The sequence below is a fragment of the Symploca atlantica LB2515 genome (assembly GCF_052546295.1).
The window spans coordinates 4,178,097-4,194,057 of sequence record NZ_JBQWMT010000001.1; the positions used below are offsets into that span (position 1 = coordinate 4,178,097).

Below are 15,961 nucleotides of genomic sequence, written 5' to 3' on the forward strand. Positions count from 1 at the left end.
GGTCTGCTGCAAATAAAATAACTAGAATATCGACATTAATCGTTATTACTAACAGTTATTTTTTTATGAATCATTTAGTACAAAAATAGTTGTAGCCATTTTTGATGGGGTAAGCTACAAACTTCCTGGTTTTAGGGAAGAGGAAATAAGCGAAAGAGAAGAAAATTGGAAATTTAGACAAACCTTTACCATTCGAGAAGCGCTATATAGGCTATCAGGTACTTAAATTAGGTATTAGTACTGACTCAGATAGTCGCACTACACTGCAAATTGCGAATTTAAGATGATGTGTATTTAAATTGCATAATCGGTTGCTCTCACTCCTGAGTCACCCACCATCGAGTGTTAATTAGCTAAATTAGCTGATTGCTCATGGGAGTCTCTAGCAAAAATCAACCTCTAGAATTTAAATAGACAAATAAATATGTAGAGGCAGAAACGCCGATACAGAGTATAAGGAGTTTTAAAATCGATGAGTCTGAAGGATCGCATCTCAGAAGACATCAAAACTGCCATGAAGGCTAAAGATAAAATTCGCCTAGAAACGGTTCGCAGCATCAAAAAGGTCTTGTTGGAAAAAGAAGTAAGTCTGCGTCCTCAGGGGCGAGATAGTCTTACGGACACTGAAGAAATCGAATTGTTGGCACAGCAGGCTAAGCAACGTCGAGAGGCTATCGAACAGTATAGTCAAGCAGGACGCAATGACTTAGCCGAACAAGAAGCCCAAGAGTTAGCCATTATTGAGGAGTACTTGCCTCAGCAACTGTCGGAAGAGGAGATAAGCGCTATCATTGACGAGGTTATTGCCCAAACTGAGGCTACATCTATAAAGGATATGGGTAAGGTGATGGGGTCAGCAATACAACAGCTTAAGGGTAGAGCCGAGGGCCAAAAGATTCAAGCAATGGTGAAATCAAAGCTAAGCAGTTAACCAGCCTGAGTGTCTGAGAAAATACTCCTGTTGATGGAGTCTAGCAAATGGAAAATCGAAAATTGACACTTCGACTCACTCAGCGTCAATACTTAGCGGAGTCGAACCATTGAGGTTCTACACCAGTATTCCGCTAATAGCATCTATTTTCGATTTTCCATTAACCATTTGCCTGTGCAGCGAGATTGTCAATATCAGCCCAATAAGCTTAGTATCCAATCTTTAAGTTGGCTCAAAATACTGACACCAAAGAAAACAATCCCGATCGAAACCGACGCACCAACGACAGAAACAAACAAACCTCCAAGGCTAATCGCGCCATCATCCTCTAATAAACCAAAGCTGGTGATGAAAATGCCCATTGCTGGTATGGTGTTTGTCCCCGGAATCGGAATCATCATCGAAATTGACATCAGCGCGATGACACAGCCCAGGATAACGCGACCCGGTAGACTAGTACAGATGTAGCTTAACCGAGGACGAGCGATCGCTTCTATTTTTTGCAACCAGGGAATTCCTGCCTTGATAAAACCCTGCACAGTTTCCAGTTTCATTTTCCCATTCATCATGCCCTGAGGCAGCCAAGGGCGTTTAGCTCCACAGATTAGCTGTACAGCCAACAAAAAAATTACAATCGCAAAGGGAATAGAATAACCAGGGGCGGGAACTGGCAAAGCTGAAGGGAGGGAGAGAACTACGAACAAAAAACCAAACAGTCGCTCCCCCGCTAGTGCGAGGATATCTGCCAACTTGACGTGAGACTGTCTTTCTTCTTCAAAAAAATAGCGCTGTAGTTCTAGAGAGAGTTTAGCCATCTTAGTTAAAATAACCTTAAAATTATCAAGCCGAGAATTATTGCTGCCAAAAATCCCCAAGCTAACCAATCAAAATATTTTTCAATCCACAACTTGAGAGGCTCTCCACCCCAAAAGATTAATCCACTCACTAGGAAAAATCGGAAACTCCGTCCAATAATAGATGCGAGCATGAATTGGACAAAATTAAACTTAAACACCCCTGAAGCGATGGTAAATACTTTGTAAGGAATGGGTGTAATCGCGGCGACTAGTACACCCCAAAATCCCCAAGTGTCGTACAAATTCTGAATTTGCTTAAACACCTCTTGATGAGGATCATAAGTATGCAGTAGTGGTTTGCCAATCGCCTCGAAAGCAAAGAAACCGATACTATAGCCAGCTATTCCGCCGAAGACTGAGCCGATAGTGCAAATCGTGGCAAAGCTAAACGCCGCAGCCGGTTGACCGACACATAAAGCTAGCAACAATACATCTGGCGGAATGGGAAAGCAAGAGGACTCAGCAAAGGCTAAAAAAAAGAGTGCCCAACTTCCATAGGGAGTTTCACTCCAAGCCGTTACCCAATGATAGGCCCGTTTTAGCATAAATTTAGCTGAACTAAGTTCCTAGTGAATAGTAAATTTGCTCAACTCTAGCAGGTTTGATTGGCAGTTAGAATTAGGCTATTTCAATCTTCACTATAAAGTTGGCAATTTCCGGAGTCTGACCTAGAGTTCCCAGTCTTCCTTATGCATTGAAAAACCGCTATTGGTCTTTGAGAATAAGTTAGTATTCTCCTTAAATTGCCAAAAGGGTGGGCATACCTGCCCACCCTTAGAGTTTTTAGGTTCCCGCAGTCCAAGAGTTCGTGTACTCAATTTGCTCTGGCGTCAGGCTATCAATGAAGATACCCATTGCCTGCAATTTCAGTCGCGCAATTTCTTTGTCCACGTCAACAGGAATTGAGTGCAAACCTGGTTCTAGTTTGCCCTTGTTCTTCACTAGGTATTCGCAAGCCAAAGCCTGGTTAGCAAAGCTCATATCCATCACAGCGCTGGGGTGTCCTTCTGCCGCTGCCAAGTTAATCAGACGCCCTTCGCCCAGTACCACCACAGATTTACCATTAGAGAGACGGTACTCTTGGGTGAAGTTGCGCACCTGCCGGACTTCCTTGGCCATTGTTCCCAACGTCTTAAGGTCAATTTCAATATCAAAGTGACCAGAGTTGCAAACCATCGCGCCATCTTTCATGGCTTGGAAATGCTCTTGACGAATGACGTGCTTGTTACCGGTAACAGTGACAAACAAGTCACCCTGAGGTGCTGCTTCATTCATGGGCATCACCCGGAAGCCATCCATAACCGCTTCAATCGCTTTGGTGGGGTCAATTTCAGTAACAATGACATTAGCTCCCAGGCCTCGCGCCCGCATCGCTACGCCCTTGCCACACCAGCCGTAACCAGCTACAACCACGTTTTTACCGGCTAGCAGCACGTTAGTAGCGCGGATAACGCCGTCGAGAGTGGATTGACCAGTGCCGTAGCGGTTGTCAAAGAAGTGCTTGGTATCAGCGTCGTTGACGTTAATTGCTGGGAAGCTTAAGACTCCATCATTGAACATTGCCCGTAAACGAACAATTCCGGTGGTTGTCTCTTCGGTAGTACCAATGATGTCGCTGAGTTGGTTTTGGCGGTGTTGTACTAGAGTTGCTGTTACATCACTGCCATCATCAATAATGATGTTGGGTTTGTGGTCAAGAGCAATTTCAACGTGGCGGTGGTAAGTGTCATTATCTTCCCCTTTGATGGCAAATACGGGAATGCCATAATCTGCCACCAAACTGGCAGCAACGTCATCTTGAGTGGACAGAGGATTACTGGCAATCAAAATAGCGTCTGCACCACCAGCCTTGAGGGCGATCGCTAAATGAGCGGTTTCGGTGGTAACGTGACAGCAAGCAATTAACCGGATTCCCGCCAACGGCTTTTCTTGGGCAAATCGGTCTCGAATCTGCCCTAAAACAGGCATTTCCCGTCCTGCCCATTCAATCCTTTGTTTTCCTTGGGGCGCAAGAGAGATATCTTTGACTTCGTGTTTAATCTCGGCAGGGGTCGCAATCATTAATTTTGTTTCTCTATATATGTCAAAGGTGAGATGTTCACCAGATTAGCCTTAACCACTTTAGCCTTGCTACTTAGAAGGTCGCTATAGTTCAGTTAAATTAAATTCACTCTAGGCAGGCTCTGAACTTTAGCGACACTCAACAGTTTTAGTATCAGGATTTTAATTGAGCTTAGCGAAATCTTTAGAGAAACTTTATACAAATTTTGTATCATTGTAGTGATATAATTTTTGTATGCAGAAATCACTGAATATAAGTTGTAAGCTTCAACCAACTAGAGAGCAAGCCTTAAAACTAGAGGCTACATTCCAGGCGTTCTCTGATGCTTGCAACTATATCAATGAAACAATTGACTCCAAGATAACTAACAATGTTCGCATTCAGACCTTGATTTATCAGGATATTCGCCAGCAGTTCAATCTATCAGCCAATTTAGCTATCAGGGCGATTAACCGAGTTGCTGCCGACCGTAAGACGGCAAAGAGAGACAATAGAACAGTTAAAGAATTCCAGCCTACTAGCGTAGACTACGATGCCCGGATTTTCTCTTTCCGAGAAAAAGACCGAACCATCAGCCTCACCTTAGTTGGTGGCAGAGAAAGATTTTCGATTCACTTGAGCAATTACCAAATAGGAAAACTTAAGGGTCAAAAGCCAACTAGTGCCACACTAGTCAAACGCCGAGACGGTAGCCTCTTTATCGACATTCACCTCAAGTCAGAGTTGTCCACCAGCTAAGCAATCCCACGCTTTTAGAGGAACCAGGAGTTGTAGTTATCGGCAAAAACACTTCTTATTTATTACTTCTTACTTTCTCTCCTACCTCCTGTCCGCTGACAATTCTTCAAACCACAGCTAGTATCAAAGTTGTTGTTAGCCTTTGGGGGGATCATTAACATAAGTAGAAGTGCTTAAATGGCTTTGAAAGCTGTTGATCTATATTGAACAGTACGTACCAGGAGAGAAAGCCAATGCGATCCAAAACTTGGCCAATTAGACTAAAAGCGATCGCGTCGCTGCAAGTAGGATCTGTGGTAGTAATGGGCTGGTTTACCTATCCCGTTCAGGCTCAGTTACCTTTCCTGCCAGAGTTGAAACAGCAAACAAGCAGCTTGCTAAATCAGCTCTCAGAAAGCACCGTGGCTTCTAGCTGCGTCCGGTTGGATGGTCGCTGCATTTTTGAAGTTACAGCTCAAAAACCTGCCTTACCAGCACGTCGGCGAGAAATTCAGGAGAATTTGGCCAGCATTAGCCACCAATACTTCCAGGCAGAAACGTCAGAAGTAAAAGTGGAAATTCAAGAAGAAAATCGCTTACCAGTGATTTATGTCAACGGACAACGCCTCCTGACCGTTACAGAGCAAGATGCTAGTAGAATCGGTGAAGAAAACCCCCAAAATGCAGCTCTGACGCTCCGACGGCGATTACAAAGAGCGCTGGAAAAAGCGAAATGGGAGCGGCAAGATAAGTTTTTGGTACGTCAAGGGGGGATAGCAGCAGGAACTGCTGTGGCTATGCTCTTAGCCAGCTTAGCAATCTGCCGTTGGGAACGCCGATTAAAGATTTCCAAAGAGCAGCTAGCCCCTGCAACAGATTCTCCCGACTCTCGACCGATATCAACCCGCCTTACCGAAGGTCAACAGTGGAATCTCACGGAAGTCCAGCACCGACTTCTGCAACTGGCTCAAGTGGGAATTTTGACAGGGGGAAGCTTATTTATCTTGAGTTTATTTCCCTACACTCGAATTGCACAGGTTTTAATTGTTACTAGTATACGGATTCCTTTGCGAGTGGTCATCGTCAGCTTGGGTACCTACTTAGCTGTTCGTCTGAGCTATGCTCTCATAGATCGATTTAACTCAGCTCTTGCTAGTAATTACTTACAAACTCCACAGGCTGATCGTCGTTTGCAACTGCGGGTTACAACTATTACTAGTGTAACCAAAAGTGTTGTTACCATTGCCTGGATTGGTATTGGCTTCGTCGTCGCCCTGACTGTTATTGGTGTTGATGTCGGTCCTTTGCTCGCCGGTGCGGGAATTATTGGTGTTGCCCTCTCCCTGGCTTCTCAAAACTTGATTAAAGATTTCATTAACGGCTTTTTTATTATTTGGGAAGACCAGTACGGTGTCGGCGATGTCATTGTTGTCGGAGATGTGGGTGGTTTTGTCGAAAATATGAATCTGCGGATTACTCAGTTGCGTAATGAAGAGGGACGGCTGATCACGATCCCTAACAGCGAGGTTAGGATAGTTGGTAATCTCTCCAATCACTGGTCAAGGGCAGACTTAAGTATTCCCGTTGCTTATCAGACTGATGTAGACAAGGCATTGTACTTGGTTGACCAAGTTGCCCAGCAGATGAGCAAAGATCAGCTCTGGCGCAACCAAATCCTAGAGCCACCGCTGCTGTTGGGTGTTGATGGTTTTGGGCAGAACGGCTTTATTATTCGAGTGTGGATTAAAACCCAGCCATTGAAGCAATGGGATGTCTCACGAGAGTTTCGCCGACGTATCAAAGTAGCATTCGACGAAGCAGAAATTGCGATTTCTTTATCTCGGCAGGAGATTTGGTTTAATCAGCCTCCAGTAATCAAGTCCTTAGCCAATGGTCATCGGGAATAAGCTTCAATAGTACTTATGTACTATAATAGGAGGGTAGGCTTTTCCAGCCAGCGAAAGTCTCAACCCCGTAAAAATAATCTCAATTCCATGGACAAGTCATAAAATACTGCCTGACCAATACTTTTTGGGTTCGGGCAGAAATACTCACTGTGGTTACCCATAAACTGCTTGTCCGTCCGGAAACAACGTAGCACTCTCGAAAATTCAAGGTTTTTCCCTATGAAGAAGCACTACATCCTCACTCTTAATCCCACGGCTAAACACCAGTGGGATCGGTGCATCTTGCGAGATCCCATTACAGCCGAACACCCAAACCTGGAAAGTTTAATCACCCAGGTAGTGGGAGAAGATACGGGTTCTTATCTAATTGCCCTTAATATTGAGATTCAAGTACTAGAAAAAGCGGTACATCCGCAGCCCCAAAAAGTTCCGGTTGAAACTCCGGCAGTAATAGTCAATCAGCAACGCTCGGAATTAGTTGCCTAATTATTGTACTACCGGTCAAGACACCGGTCATTGCCCTCTGGCAAAATAGTGGTAGCAGCTTATTTGTCTCCGCTGCTGAGCCAAGGGCAAGAAATACTCTATGACTATAATCAGTTCTCAGCAAATTGCTAAGTTTCGCTCTGATTTATCCGATTATCCTGAAGCAATGCAAGCTCTCGACGTTATTGAAGATTGTGAGGGCGATTTAGAAGACGCAGCGATTGCGATGGCAATCCGCGCTGGGCAGCAACCACAGCTTAACAATGCTGAGTGGCTAGATTCTTTGGCCAGGAAATGTCGGGCGGTTATTTGTCAGCCTGAATTTCGGGAAGACTTACTTAACGACTCCTACGCCAGCGTAATTAAATATTTAGCTCAGACACCTCTTTTGCCAGAAATTTTGGCGACACCAGTACTAATGTATGTAGTTAACGAGGGCGTCAATAATTTTTGCGAACCCCTTGAAGGCAAGTTTGACCAGGACAAGGAAAAAGGCTAGGTTTGTCGTTTTAGTGTTGACTTAGCCTTTAAAGTCGAGGAAAAACTGCCAATGAAGCCAAGCTTAGGGATGATAGCTAAACTATTGGCAAGCTTGCCGTTGATGTTCTCGGCTACTTCCTGTGTTGGAGTTGGAGTAAGTCAGTCAGCATCTACTCCCTGTATTCCCGCTAGTTTTTCCAATGACTGGTTGCAACAACAAGAACAGGCGGGGGGTCATACAATTGAGCGCCATGTGGGTAAGAGCGACCAAGAGCTAGTTGAGCGATTAAAAAAGGAGCCAAAAATTGGGGCTGCCAGCACCTATCCTAATTTAACAACAGCGAGTACTCATCTCGAAGCCGCTCTTACAGCTAATGCCCCTAAGCTGAATCAATGGGCCAGTAGTGCCGCCGTTGGACAAAAGCAAGTGGTTGACTATAACGCGCATCAGGTTATTGGCCGAGTGGCTCGGCGTCCCCCTAGTTTAAATAATGTTAAAAATGCTCAACAGTTACGCGCTGTCTTAACGGCAACCGGAGGAGGAAAATGTCTGCTGCTAACTTCTTATCCAAATTAATCTAAAAATTGAGCACAATGCCCTTAAACTCTGCTTACGAAAATCTTTATAGCTTTTTGGCGGCTGAATTTGCTGATGCAGATTTAGAAGGTAAAAGTGATCAACAGGTAGTACACAATTGCCCGACTCCAGAGTTGGTTAATTGGCATCGCACTATCCTTACTGAAGGACGAACTGCATTGCACTCTTCTTCCTTTCCATGGCAAAAAGTTGCAGACTACGCAAATCGTCATTTTGAAAACGAAGAAGATGTCAGAGAATGGCTAACCCAAATCTTGAATTTGCTAGAGGAAAGTGTGAATAAAATCTAAAAATCAAGCTCAATTATTCCTATCAAAAACAGTTTGAGATTCCGGTAGGGTGGGGATGAAATTTATGACTGATAGAGGTATCACTCAATTTATTGAATTCTGTGACAAAACGCGCCAAAGCTGTACAAACTTTAGAGATTTTTTTGAGCAGGCTATTTGCCAAATAAGTAGTGAAAGAGAACTTTTATTGCAAGCATTTTTGTTTTTTAATAGCGATAAATTTTTCCCTTCCTGCATTGACGTTGTGCTTTTTGAGCAATCTCCCGATGGCTTAGGCAATACCCATTTCGGCAAGTGTGATTTTATTTACACTACAGAGAAAGATACGCTGTTTTTGATTGAAACCAAGTTTATTAATACGAGAATAGGAGGGAAGACAGCAAGAAATACAAGGAATAGTCAAAGAAATAAAGTCTTCGAGCAAGTTATTTCTTTGAAACAAAAGTTAAGTCAATTTTGGGAAATACCCGAAGAACTTTTAGACTGTGGCGTTTTCACGACTGATCCAAGGTTATTACCGCGTGGTCTTGAGTTGAATGTTGCCACTAAATCAATATCTATAGAGCAGCTAGAAAATTGGCATTTAGCTAAGAAACATGAGCTGAAAACCAAGGTAAACAATTAGCTCAAAGCTCAACTAAACAGTAAGTAGAATCTTTTAAAGTCAATTTCCCAGCCAACTAATCATGATCCCTCTCCAGTAATAAGGTTACTGGCCCGTCATTTTCAATTGAGACTTCCATCATCGCACCGAACTCACCAGTTTCCACCCTCAAACCACTTTGATGCAACTTCTTAACAAACTGTTGATATAGCTGTTGTGCTGGTTCTGGAGCTGCTGAGCGAGTGAAAGAGGGGCGGCGTCCTTTGCGACAATCACCGTAGAGGGTAAACTGACTGACTACCAGTAATTCACCCCCAATCTCCTGCACTGATTTCTGCCAACGATCAGTGCTACTCTCAGGGTTGGGAAATAGCCGCAATTCTAGGCACTTACGTGCCATCCAATCAAGTTCGGCTTCAGTATCGGTATCGGCAATACCTACCAGTAAATTCAATCCTTGACCAATTTTACCGACGACCTGACTATTAACCACAACTTGAGAGAATTTAACTCGCTGGATGACAACGCGCATAGTTGTTAAATTGCTAATGGAAAATGGAAAATTGCTAGGAACAATTAACAATTTTCCATTGCCAATTTTTATTTTCCAAATCCCTTACCACGAGCAGTAGAAGGTAGACAAATGCAATTTTCCAGTTGCTTCTGTAATTGATCATGATCTAAATTCTGACCAATTAGCACGAGTTGAGTTTTGGGTTCACCTTTCCAATCATCATCTTCAATAGAGAAACGTTTGCCGCTGAGGTGGAAAATATGGCGATCAGGACTCTCGCTAAACCAGAGAATTCCTTTGGCACGAAACACACTTGCAGGCAGTTGATTATCTAGGAAGTACTGAAACTTTCTAATGTTCAAAGGCTTTTCAGCTTGGAAAGAAAGCGAGGTAAATCCGTCATTTTCTAGATGATGGGAATGATGAGCATGGTCATGGTCGTGGTCATGATGGTGATGTTCGTGATCGTGGTCATGGTCGTGGTCATGATGGTGATGTTCATCGTGGCCATGCTCATGCTCAGAATCAACTGTCTCAAAATATTGGTCAGACTCAAATAAACCAACACTGAGAACCAAAGGCAAAGACACCTGGGATTTAGTGGTTCTCAAAATTCTTGCGTCTTTTTTAATGTCTCGAATCTTAATTTCGAGGGCGTCTACATCGGCTTCATCAACCAGGTCTACCTTGTTGAGCAGAATAATATCGCCATATGCAATTTGGCTATAAGCTGCCTCACTGTTGAAGAGATCCAGGCTGAAATTTTCTGAATCTACCATAGTGATAATAGAATCGAGACGAGTCATGTCCCGCAGTTCGGTGCTAAGGAAAGACAGGGCTACTGGTAGTGGATCAGCAAGACCTGTGGTTTCTACCACCAGGTAATCCACCTTGTCCTCGCGTTCTAAGACCTTGTAAACAGCCTTAATCAAATCATCATTAATTGTGCAACAGACGCAGCCATTACTCAGTGCCACCATGTCATCTTCGGTGGTCACAATCAACTCGTTATCAATCCCGATTTCACCAAATTCATTGACGAGAACTGCGGTCTTGAGTCCTTCTTGGTTACTCAAAATATGATTGAGGAGAGTGGTTTTTCCACTGCCCAAGAAACCTGTAATGATCGTAACTGGCAAGCCAAGCTTGGGAGCATCTATGCTGTTGGCGGCTGAAGACTGAGTAGATACTGATTGCATAAGTAGTTATGGAGAACCTCAGAATATAGGAGAATAGGGTTATTGTGCTGGTGACACCAGCATTAGAAGGTAGCTAATAATACTAATGATAAAGGGCAGCGCAGAGAGTGTGATTTGTTAAATTAAACTAAAAATTTGATCTCCCTAACGACTCAAAAGAGCGAACTCCCTACTTTCCCTTTTGCGGTCACCCTTGACATTGCACAATTAAGGGAGCTATTATTCCCCATTCTGTTTTATGACCCTAACACTTTACAACACCCTCACCGGTCGCAAAGAACCTTTTAAGCCAGTAAAGACTGGCGAGGTGCGGATGTATTGCTGCGGCATTACGCCATATGACTATTGCCATTTGGGTCATGCCAGAACTTGCATTATCTGGGATACTGCCCGTCGGTATCTGCAATGGCGTGGTTATGAAGTAAGCTACGTGCAGAATTTTACCGATATTGACGATAAGATTCTCAACCGAGCACGGCAAGAGGGGACATCGATGGAAAGTGTCTCCGAGCGTTTTATTCAGGCATATTTTGAGGATATGGAACGTTTGGGAGTTAAGCAAGCTGACTCCTATCCCCGTGCTACTCACGCCCTTGATGGCATTAAGCGGCTGATTTACGATTTAGAACAGAAAGACTACGCCTACCCAGCCGGCGGTGATGTCTACTATCCAGTACGCCACTTTACAGAGTACGGCAAGCTCTCAAAACGTAAGTTAGAAGATTTGCAAGCGGGAGCTAGTGGACGAGTGGACTTAGACGCCTCAGAAGAGTCGAAAAAGAAAGACCCGTTTGATTTTGCTCTGTGGAAAGCCTCTAAGCCAGGGGAACCTTCTTGGGAATCGCCTTGGGGGCCGGGGCGGCCTGGCTGGCATATTGAGTGCTCGGCAATGATCCGGGAAAAGCTAGGGGAAACAATTGATATCCATACAGGTGGATCTGATTTAATTTTTCCTCACCATGAGAATGAAATTGCTCAATCAGAAGCCGTAACTGGTCAGCCGCTAGCTCTTTACTGGCTGCATACTGGCATGGTGAAAGTTGGTGGTGAGAAGATGTCTAAGTCTTTGGGCAACTTTATCACGATTCGTGAACTTCTGGATCAGCCAGTTGACCCTATGGCTGTGCGTCTCTTTGTACTCCAAGCTCAATACCGCAAGCCCCTTGATTTTACTGATGATGCCATCGCAGCCGCTACTAATGGTTGGCACACCCTAAGGGAAGGGTTGCTGTTTGGTTATCAATATGGTGAGCAATTGGGTTGGCAGAATTCTTCCCAACTCTCTACTCCCCTAGTGCAGCGTTTTCAGGATGCGGTGGACGAAGACTTTAATTTTGCAGGTGGTTTAGCCGTCTTGTTTGAAATTGCTAAGGAGTTACGCCGAGAGGGGAATCTTTTGGTGCATGAGGGGACAACGAAGATACCTTCTCAAGAGTTAGAGAAACAATGGCACACTCTGCTTGAATTGACTCAGGTGTTAGGTTTGCAAGCACAACTCGAAGAAGCAACTGAGAAATCTGCGACTGGTTTAAGTGATGCTGAAATTGAGGCGCTGATTGAACAGCGTGTCCAGGCGAGGAAAGCGAAAAACTATGCAGAAAGCGATCGCATTCGTGACCAACTCCAGGCGCAAGGTATTACTCTGATTGATAAGTCAGGTGGTGTCACTATATGGCATCGTAACTAGGGCATTGATAACTTCAATTTGGGAACCATTGGTTCCCAAGTGCCGCTAAAAGTAAATAATTATCTAATCTAGGTGAAGTCGTGTAATACGTTCACCTTTTTTTGTTTTCTAAGTGCTAATTCTTTGTTTACTAAACAACTATCGAAATATGATTTTTTCTCACACGAAAGCAGTTATAGATTAAGCTGTCATCCATGAAAACTGGATAGAGTTAACGACCACGATGTTGACCCCATAATGATTTTAGAATTTTTGACAGTAAAATTTAAATGATGAAGAGCTTATCAAAAATTTCTCATAATCCATTTAGCGAATTACTAAAATCAACTAGAGATTAAGCAACAAAATCAACAAAGAAGATTTAATTTGCTTTTTTATTTAAGATTGTAAATTTAATTTTATTCGATTCATAAATGAGTATTTACAAAGTACACCCAAGTTTGATGACAAATCTAGAAAAATACTTTATAAGTGGTAATAAGAAGACTAGCAAAGGGAAAACAAGTCTTCTTGCAACTAGGGTGGCAATGCCCAAATCAATCATCAATTAACTTAGAAATCAATGCATTTGCCAAGGCTATCCTAGTGAAGGTTTTGAATTTTTTACTAAAAAAACGCAGTAAGTTGCATTGTTTTTGTTGCTTATTTTAAGACAAAAACTAATTGTTTAATAGCAAAAGCTGCGTTGTAAAACAGTTGGTGTTAAAGGGTCTTCTACTCAGTCTTTTACAAGACGACTGAATTTTTGTTGCAGGCAAATACCAGTAGGAGTTTAACCATGGATACGCAAATTAATACCCCCACATCAACACACCATCCTCACCCAGGCGACCCCAAAAAGCAGAAGGAACATCTAGCATTACTGGATTTGGTTCCCGATGCCAAGGCTACTCATGTAGCGGTCAAAGATGGCTCTTGGTTTGATCCCAAGATTTGGCAAAATGGTAAAGTTCCTGGTGATGGCGCAAAGGTCGTGATTGGAGAAAATCACGAAGTGACTTACGACAGGGAAAGTAAGGCGCGCTTGGAAACTCTACGGGTAGACGGTCAGCTAGAGTTTGCCGATGACAAAAATACGATGATGGTCGTAGATACGTTCGTCGTCGCGCCAAGTGGAACATTAACCATTGGTACTGAGGCAAACCCGATTCAAGGAGACAAAACCACCCGTATTATCATTGCCGATAACGGTCCAATTGACCTTAAATGGGACCCAGAACAATTAAGCCGTGGCATCATCTCCCATGGTGCTATTGAAATCCACGGTCAAGAAAAGGCATCGCATCTCAAGCTAGCCAAAGACCCGATGGCTGGCGATAAAGAACTAATTCTCGCCGAGAAGCCAACTAACTGGAAAGTCGGCGATTCACTAGTCCTCACGGGTACGCATTACGTTGCAGACAAATGGAATGGTCAGCGTCTAGTTTGGCAAGGTACGCAAGATGAAGAACTAGAAATTGTCAAGATTAATGGCAATAAGATCACGGTAGATCGATCGCTTAAGTACAATCACGACACACCAAAAGACGATTTGAAAGCCTACGTCGCCAACTACAGCCGCAACGTAGTTTTTGAGACAGAGAACTTTGAATCGCTACCGGCTAATCAGCGTGGTCACGTGATGTTCATGCACTCTGACGACGTTGACGTCCGCTATGCCGAGTTCTTTGAGTTGGGTCGCACCGACAAGTCGAAACCCTTGGACGATTTTCGACTCGATGGCAATGGCAAGCGCATCCTTGATGGAAACGGCGATCCGATTTCTGGCAAAAGCACCAACGTCCGAGGTCGCTATGCTGTACACTTCCACCGCACTGGTGCAGATGATATTAGTGGTCAACCAGCTATTGCTATCGGCAATGCGGTTTGGGGCTCGCCCGGTTGGGGATTTGTTCAGCATGACAGCAATGCCATCCTCAACGATAATGCGGCTTATGATGTCTTTGGATCCGCCTTTGTCTCTGAAACTGGCAACGAAATTGGTGCCTGGGAAAACAATATTGCCATTAAGTCTGAAGGAATCCTGTCAATTTCTAAGGATGGTTCCAGAGTCAACAATCATGACATTGCCCACAACGGCAGTGGATTCTGGTTTCAGGGACGACTAGTAGCTAACGAAAACAACATCGCTGCGGGTCAGCGCAACGCAGGCATTACTTATCTGCTGCGTGGCGTAGATCAAAAGGATATTCCGAGTAAAAACCTTGCTCACCCCGAAATCGCCCACTACAATTCCACCGTTGATGCCGGTAAGCCTGAAATTCAAGACTTTCACGATAACGAAGTTTTAGCCTCTGGTAAGGGACTTGAAGTTATCAAGGCTAATCAGAAACAGGGACACGACGTACGCAGCGTGATTGATGGACTAAAAGCCTGGGAAGTCAGCGACGGCTTTGAAGTTCAGTACACCAGTAAATACACCTTTAAAGACATCACCTTGATTGGCTCGGAATCTAGCCCTGATATCGGCGCTCACTTAGCGCAAAATGCCGAGGACATGGTGATCAATAATGCTCACATTGAAGGCTTTAAGACTGGTATCAACTTCCGCAAGACTAACACCCTCGGCAAACTTAACGACTGGAGCTACGTACTAATTGATACGAAGCTAGCTAACAATAAAAAAGACATCAACAATTTTGATGCCAAGACAGATAAAATTCTGACTAGCGCCGATTTGAAACCAGGAACTCTGAAACTAGAACTCGACTCTAAAGCTGACTTCATCCTTGACCCAGCTCAAAGCGATCGCAAAGCGGTAATCAGCGGTACTAAAACCGACAGCATCGGCAGAATACCATACCCTAGTGGTCTTGATACTGCTAGATTTGAGTTTCACAAAGGTCTGAATAATCTTCTCTCGAAGGGTTACTACACCGACAAAGACGGAACGAGATTTATCATCATTGAAGATCTGATTTCTGACCGAGCCACTGGCGAAGTTAAGGAGATTGACTATGCCGTGACTATTGATGATAGCTGGAAAGAAGCAACGTTGGGTTCTGTCCTGGGAAAAGCACCTCGTCTTGGTGTTTATAACGGTCAAATAGAGGGGGGACCTCTTGATGATGCTGTACTTAAAAAGCTAAATTACACCAGCATCGGCTCAGTAAAGGGTGTCAAAAAAACCTTCAACGACCAACTAACAGATAGTCACCAAACTAATAGCCATCAAGATGATCTACTACTTGGTAGCGCCAACGATGACATACTGGTAGGTCAGGTCGGTGACCATGTAATTAATGGTGGCGCTGGGATGGATACTTTGGTATTTTCAGGTAATCAAGCAGATTACACCTTCACCTCTGAAGACGGTGGAGTAAGTATTGACGGCCCAGACGGCTCTAATTTTGCAGTCAATATAGAGTTGATGCAGTTTGGTACAGACACACCAGTGAAGATACAAGATTTACTTCAATCTTCAATTTCCGGAGAAACTGGTTTTGCTTCCAGTGAACTAGTTGGTATTAGTCAGGGAGTTTCCGAGGCAATTTCCCTATAAGAAGCTGAGTTTACTGGGTTTATCGCGATTTACCTTTGGTAAGACACATCTAATGTGGAAGCTGGATGTACTCTAACTAAGCGTAAACAGCCGATAAGCAGGGTGTCAGGATACTCAATCCCGACAC

General features: G+C 43.8%; 15 protein-coding genes. 10 read left to right on the top strand and 5 right to left on the bottom strand.

The genetic code is table 11. The annotated features are described in order from the left end of the window. Positions 1 to 472 precede the first annotated feature (472 nt). Positions 473 to 931 (top strand): GatB/YqeY domain-containing protein, encoded by a 459-nt coding sequence (locus tag ACT7WV_RS17440; protein WP_445104092.1) that lies wholly within the window; start codon positions 473 to 475, stop codon positions 929 to 931. A 194-nt stretch (positions 932 to 1,125) separates the two neighbouring features. Here ACT7WV_RS17440 and ACT7WV_RS17445 read toward each other — a convergent pair whose 3' ends face one another. From ACT7WV_RS17445 to ahcY, 3 genes are all read right to left on the bottom strand, one after another. Beyond that, on the bottom strand, positions 1,126 to 1,746 hold the full coding sequence (locus ACT7WV_RS17445) for an exopolysaccharide biosynthesis protein (RefSeq protein WP_445104093.1): 621 nt from the start codon (positions 1,744 to 1,746) through the stop codon (positions 1,126 to 1,128). Between the two features lie 5 nt (positions 1,747 to 1,751). After that, positions 1,752 to 2,333, bottom strand: a complete 582-nt coding sequence (locus tag ACT7WV_RS17450; protein ID WP_445104094.1) for a YqaA family protein — start codon at positions 2,331 to 2,333, stop codon at positions 1,752 to 1,754. 238 nt (positions 2,334 to 2,571) lie between these two features. After that, the gene (gene ahcY, locus ACT7WV_RS17455; RefSeq protein ID WP_445104095.1) at positions 2,572 to 3,849 is read right to left on the bottom strand and encodes an adenosylhomocysteinase; all 1,278 of its coding nucleotides are present in this window, start codon (positions 3,847 to 3,849) and stop codon (positions 2,572 to 2,574) included. A gap of 235 nt (positions 3,850 to 4,084) precedes the next feature. Between ahcY and ACT7WV_RS17460 the strand changes: the two genes are divergently transcribed. The 7 genes from ACT7WV_RS17460 to ACT7WV_RS17490 all read left to right on the top strand — a co-directional run bounded on the left by ACT7WV_RS17460 (position 4,085) and on the right by ACT7WV_RS17490 (position 8,953). After that, positions 4,085 to 4,588 (top strand): hypothetical protein, encoded by a 504-nt coding sequence (locus ACT7WV_RS17460; protein ID WP_445104096.1) that lies wholly within the window; start codon positions 4,085 to 4,087, stop codon positions 4,586 to 4,588. Between the two features lie 233 nt (positions 4,589 to 4,821). Beyond that, entirely contained in the window at positions 4,822 to 6,474 is a 1,653-nt protein-coding gene (locus ACT7WV_RS17465) for a mechanosensitive ion channel family protein (RefSeq protein WP_445104097.1), read from the top strand. Positions 6,475 to 6,693: 219 nt separating this feature from the next. After that, positions 6,694 to 6,960: a hypothetical protein gene (locus ACT7WV_RS17470; protein WP_445104098.1), complete on the top strand. Its 267-nt coding sequence runs from the start codon at positions 6,694 to 6,696 to the stop codon at positions 6,958 to 6,960. Between the two features lie 100 nt (positions 6,961 to 7,060). After that, on the top strand, positions 7,061 to 7,459 hold the full coding sequence (locus tag ACT7WV_RS17475; RefSeq protein ID WP_445104099.1) for a hypothetical protein: 399 nt from the start codon (positions 7,061 to 7,063) through the stop codon (positions 7,457 to 7,459). A 51-nt stretch (positions 7,460 to 7,510) separates the two neighbouring features. Then, positions 7,511 to 8,017 (top strand): RNase A-like domain-containing protein, encoded by a 507-nt coding sequence (locus ACT7WV_RS17480; protein ID WP_445104100.1) that lies wholly within the window; start codon positions 7,511 to 7,513, stop codon positions 8,015 to 8,017. A gap of 17 nt (positions 8,018 to 8,034) precedes the next feature. Next, positions 8,035 to 8,328 (top strand): hypothetical protein, encoded by a 294-nt coding sequence (locus ACT7WV_RS17485; protein ID WP_445104101.1) that lies wholly within the window; start codon positions 8,035 to 8,037, stop codon positions 8,326 to 8,328. A gap of 55 nt (positions 8,329 to 8,383) precedes the next feature. After that, a complete protein-coding gene (locus ACT7WV_RS17490) occupies positions 8,384 to 8,953 on the top strand; it encodes a hypothetical protein (protein ID WP_445104102.1) in 570 nt (189 codons plus the stop codon). Between the two features lie 55 nt (positions 8,954 to 9,008). Here ACT7WV_RS17490 and dtd read toward each other — a convergent pair whose 3' ends face one another. Further along, positions 9,009 to 9,464, bottom strand: a complete 456-nt coding sequence (dtd, locus tag ACT7WV_RS17495; RefSeq protein WP_445104103.1) for a D-aminoacyl-tRNA deacylase — start codon at positions 9,462 to 9,464, stop codon at positions 9,009 to 9,011. 68 nt (positions 9,465 to 9,532) lie between these two features. Beyond that, complete coding sequence (locus ACT7WV_RS17500; protein WP_445104104.1) at positions 9,533 to 10,645, bottom strand: CobW family GTP-binding protein; 1,113 nt, start codon at positions 10,643 to 10,645, stop codon at positions 9,533 to 9,535. Between the two features lie 238 nt (positions 10,646 to 10,883). Here ACT7WV_RS17500 and cysS point away from each other — a divergent pair, with 238 nt between their 5' ends. Together cysS and ACT7WV_RS17510 are read left to right on the top strand one after the other, a co-directional pair. Then, on the top strand, positions 10,884 to 12,332 hold the full coding sequence (cysS, locus tag ACT7WV_RS17505) for a cysteine--tRNA ligase (protein ID WP_445104105.1): 1,449 nt from the start codon (positions 10,884 to 10,886) through the stop codon (positions 12,330 to 12,332). Between the two features lie 778 nt (positions 12,333 to 13,110). Continuing rightward, complete coding sequence (locus ACT7WV_RS17510) at positions 13,111 to 15,834, top strand: G8 domain-containing protein (RefSeq protein ID WP_445104106.1); 2,724 nt, start codon at positions 13,111 to 13,113, stop codon at positions 15,832 to 15,834. Positions 15,835 to 15,961: the final 127 nt, after the last annotated feature.

What these genes read in the sequence shown, in the direction of transcription:
- ACT7WV_RS17465 (WP_445104097.1), top strand. Translation starts at nt 4,822, where the DNA reads ATGCGATCCAAAACTTGGCCAATTAGACTAAAAGCGATCGCGTCGCTG.
- ACT7WV_RS17510 (WP_445104106.1), top strand. Translation starts at nt 13,111, where the DNA reads ATGGATACGCAAATTAATACCCCCACATCAACACACCATCCTCACCCA.
- ACT7WV_RS17485 (WP_445104101.1), top strand. Translation starts at nt 8,035, where the DNA reads ATGCCCTTAAACTCTGCTTACGAAAATCTTTATAGCTTTTTGGCGGCT.
- ahcY (WP_445104095.1), bottom strand. Translation starts at nt 3,849, where the DNA reads ATGATTGCGACCCCTGCCGAGATTAAACACGAAGTCAAAGATATCTCT.
- ACT7WV_RS17490 (WP_445104102.1), top strand. Translation starts at nt 8,384, where the DNA reads ATGAAATTTATGACTGATAGAGGTATCACTCAATTTATTGAATTCTGT.
- ACT7WV_RS17440 (WP_445104092.1), top strand. Translation starts at nt 473, where the DNA reads ATGAGTCTGAAGGATCGCATCTCAGAAGACATCAAAACTGCCATGAAG.
- ACT7WV_RS17445 (WP_445104093.1), bottom strand. Translation starts at nt 1,746, where the DNA reads ATGGCTAAACTCTCTCTAGAACTACAGCGCTATTTTTTTGAAGAAGAA.
- ACT7WV_RS17475 (WP_445104099.1), top strand. Translation starts at nt 7,061, where the DNA reads ATGACTATAATCAGTTCTCAGCAAATTGCTAAGTTTCGCTCTGATTTA.
- ACT7WV_RS17500 (WP_445104104.1), bottom strand. Translation starts at nt 10,645, where the DNA reads ATGCAATCAGTATCTACTCAGTCTTCAGCCGCCAACAGCATAGATGCT.
- ACT7WV_RS17460 (WP_445104096.1), top strand. Translation starts at nt 4,085, where the DNA reads ATGCAGAAATCACTGAATATAAGTTGTAAGCTTCAACCAACTAGAGAG.
- ACT7WV_RS17480 (WP_445104100.1), top strand. Translation starts at nt 7,511, where the DNA reads ATGAAGCCAAGCTTAGGGATGATAGCTAAACTATTGGCAAGCTTGCCG.
- ACT7WV_RS17450 (WP_445104094.1), bottom strand. Translation starts at nt 2,333, where the DNA reads ATGCTAAAACGGGCCTATCATTGGGTAACGGCTTGGAGTGAAACTCCC.
- ACT7WV_RS17470 (WP_445104098.1), top strand. Translation starts at nt 6,694, where the DNA reads ATGAAGAAGCACTACATCCTCACTCTTAATCCCACGGCTAAACACCAG.
- cysS (WP_445104105.1), top strand. Translation starts at nt 10,884, where the DNA reads ATGACCCTAACACTTTACAACACCCTCACCGGTCGCAAAGAACCTTTT.
- dtd (WP_445104103.1), bottom strand. Translation starts at nt 9,464, where the DNA reads ATGCGCGTTGTCATCCAGCGAGTTAAATTCTCTCAAGTTGTGGTTAAT.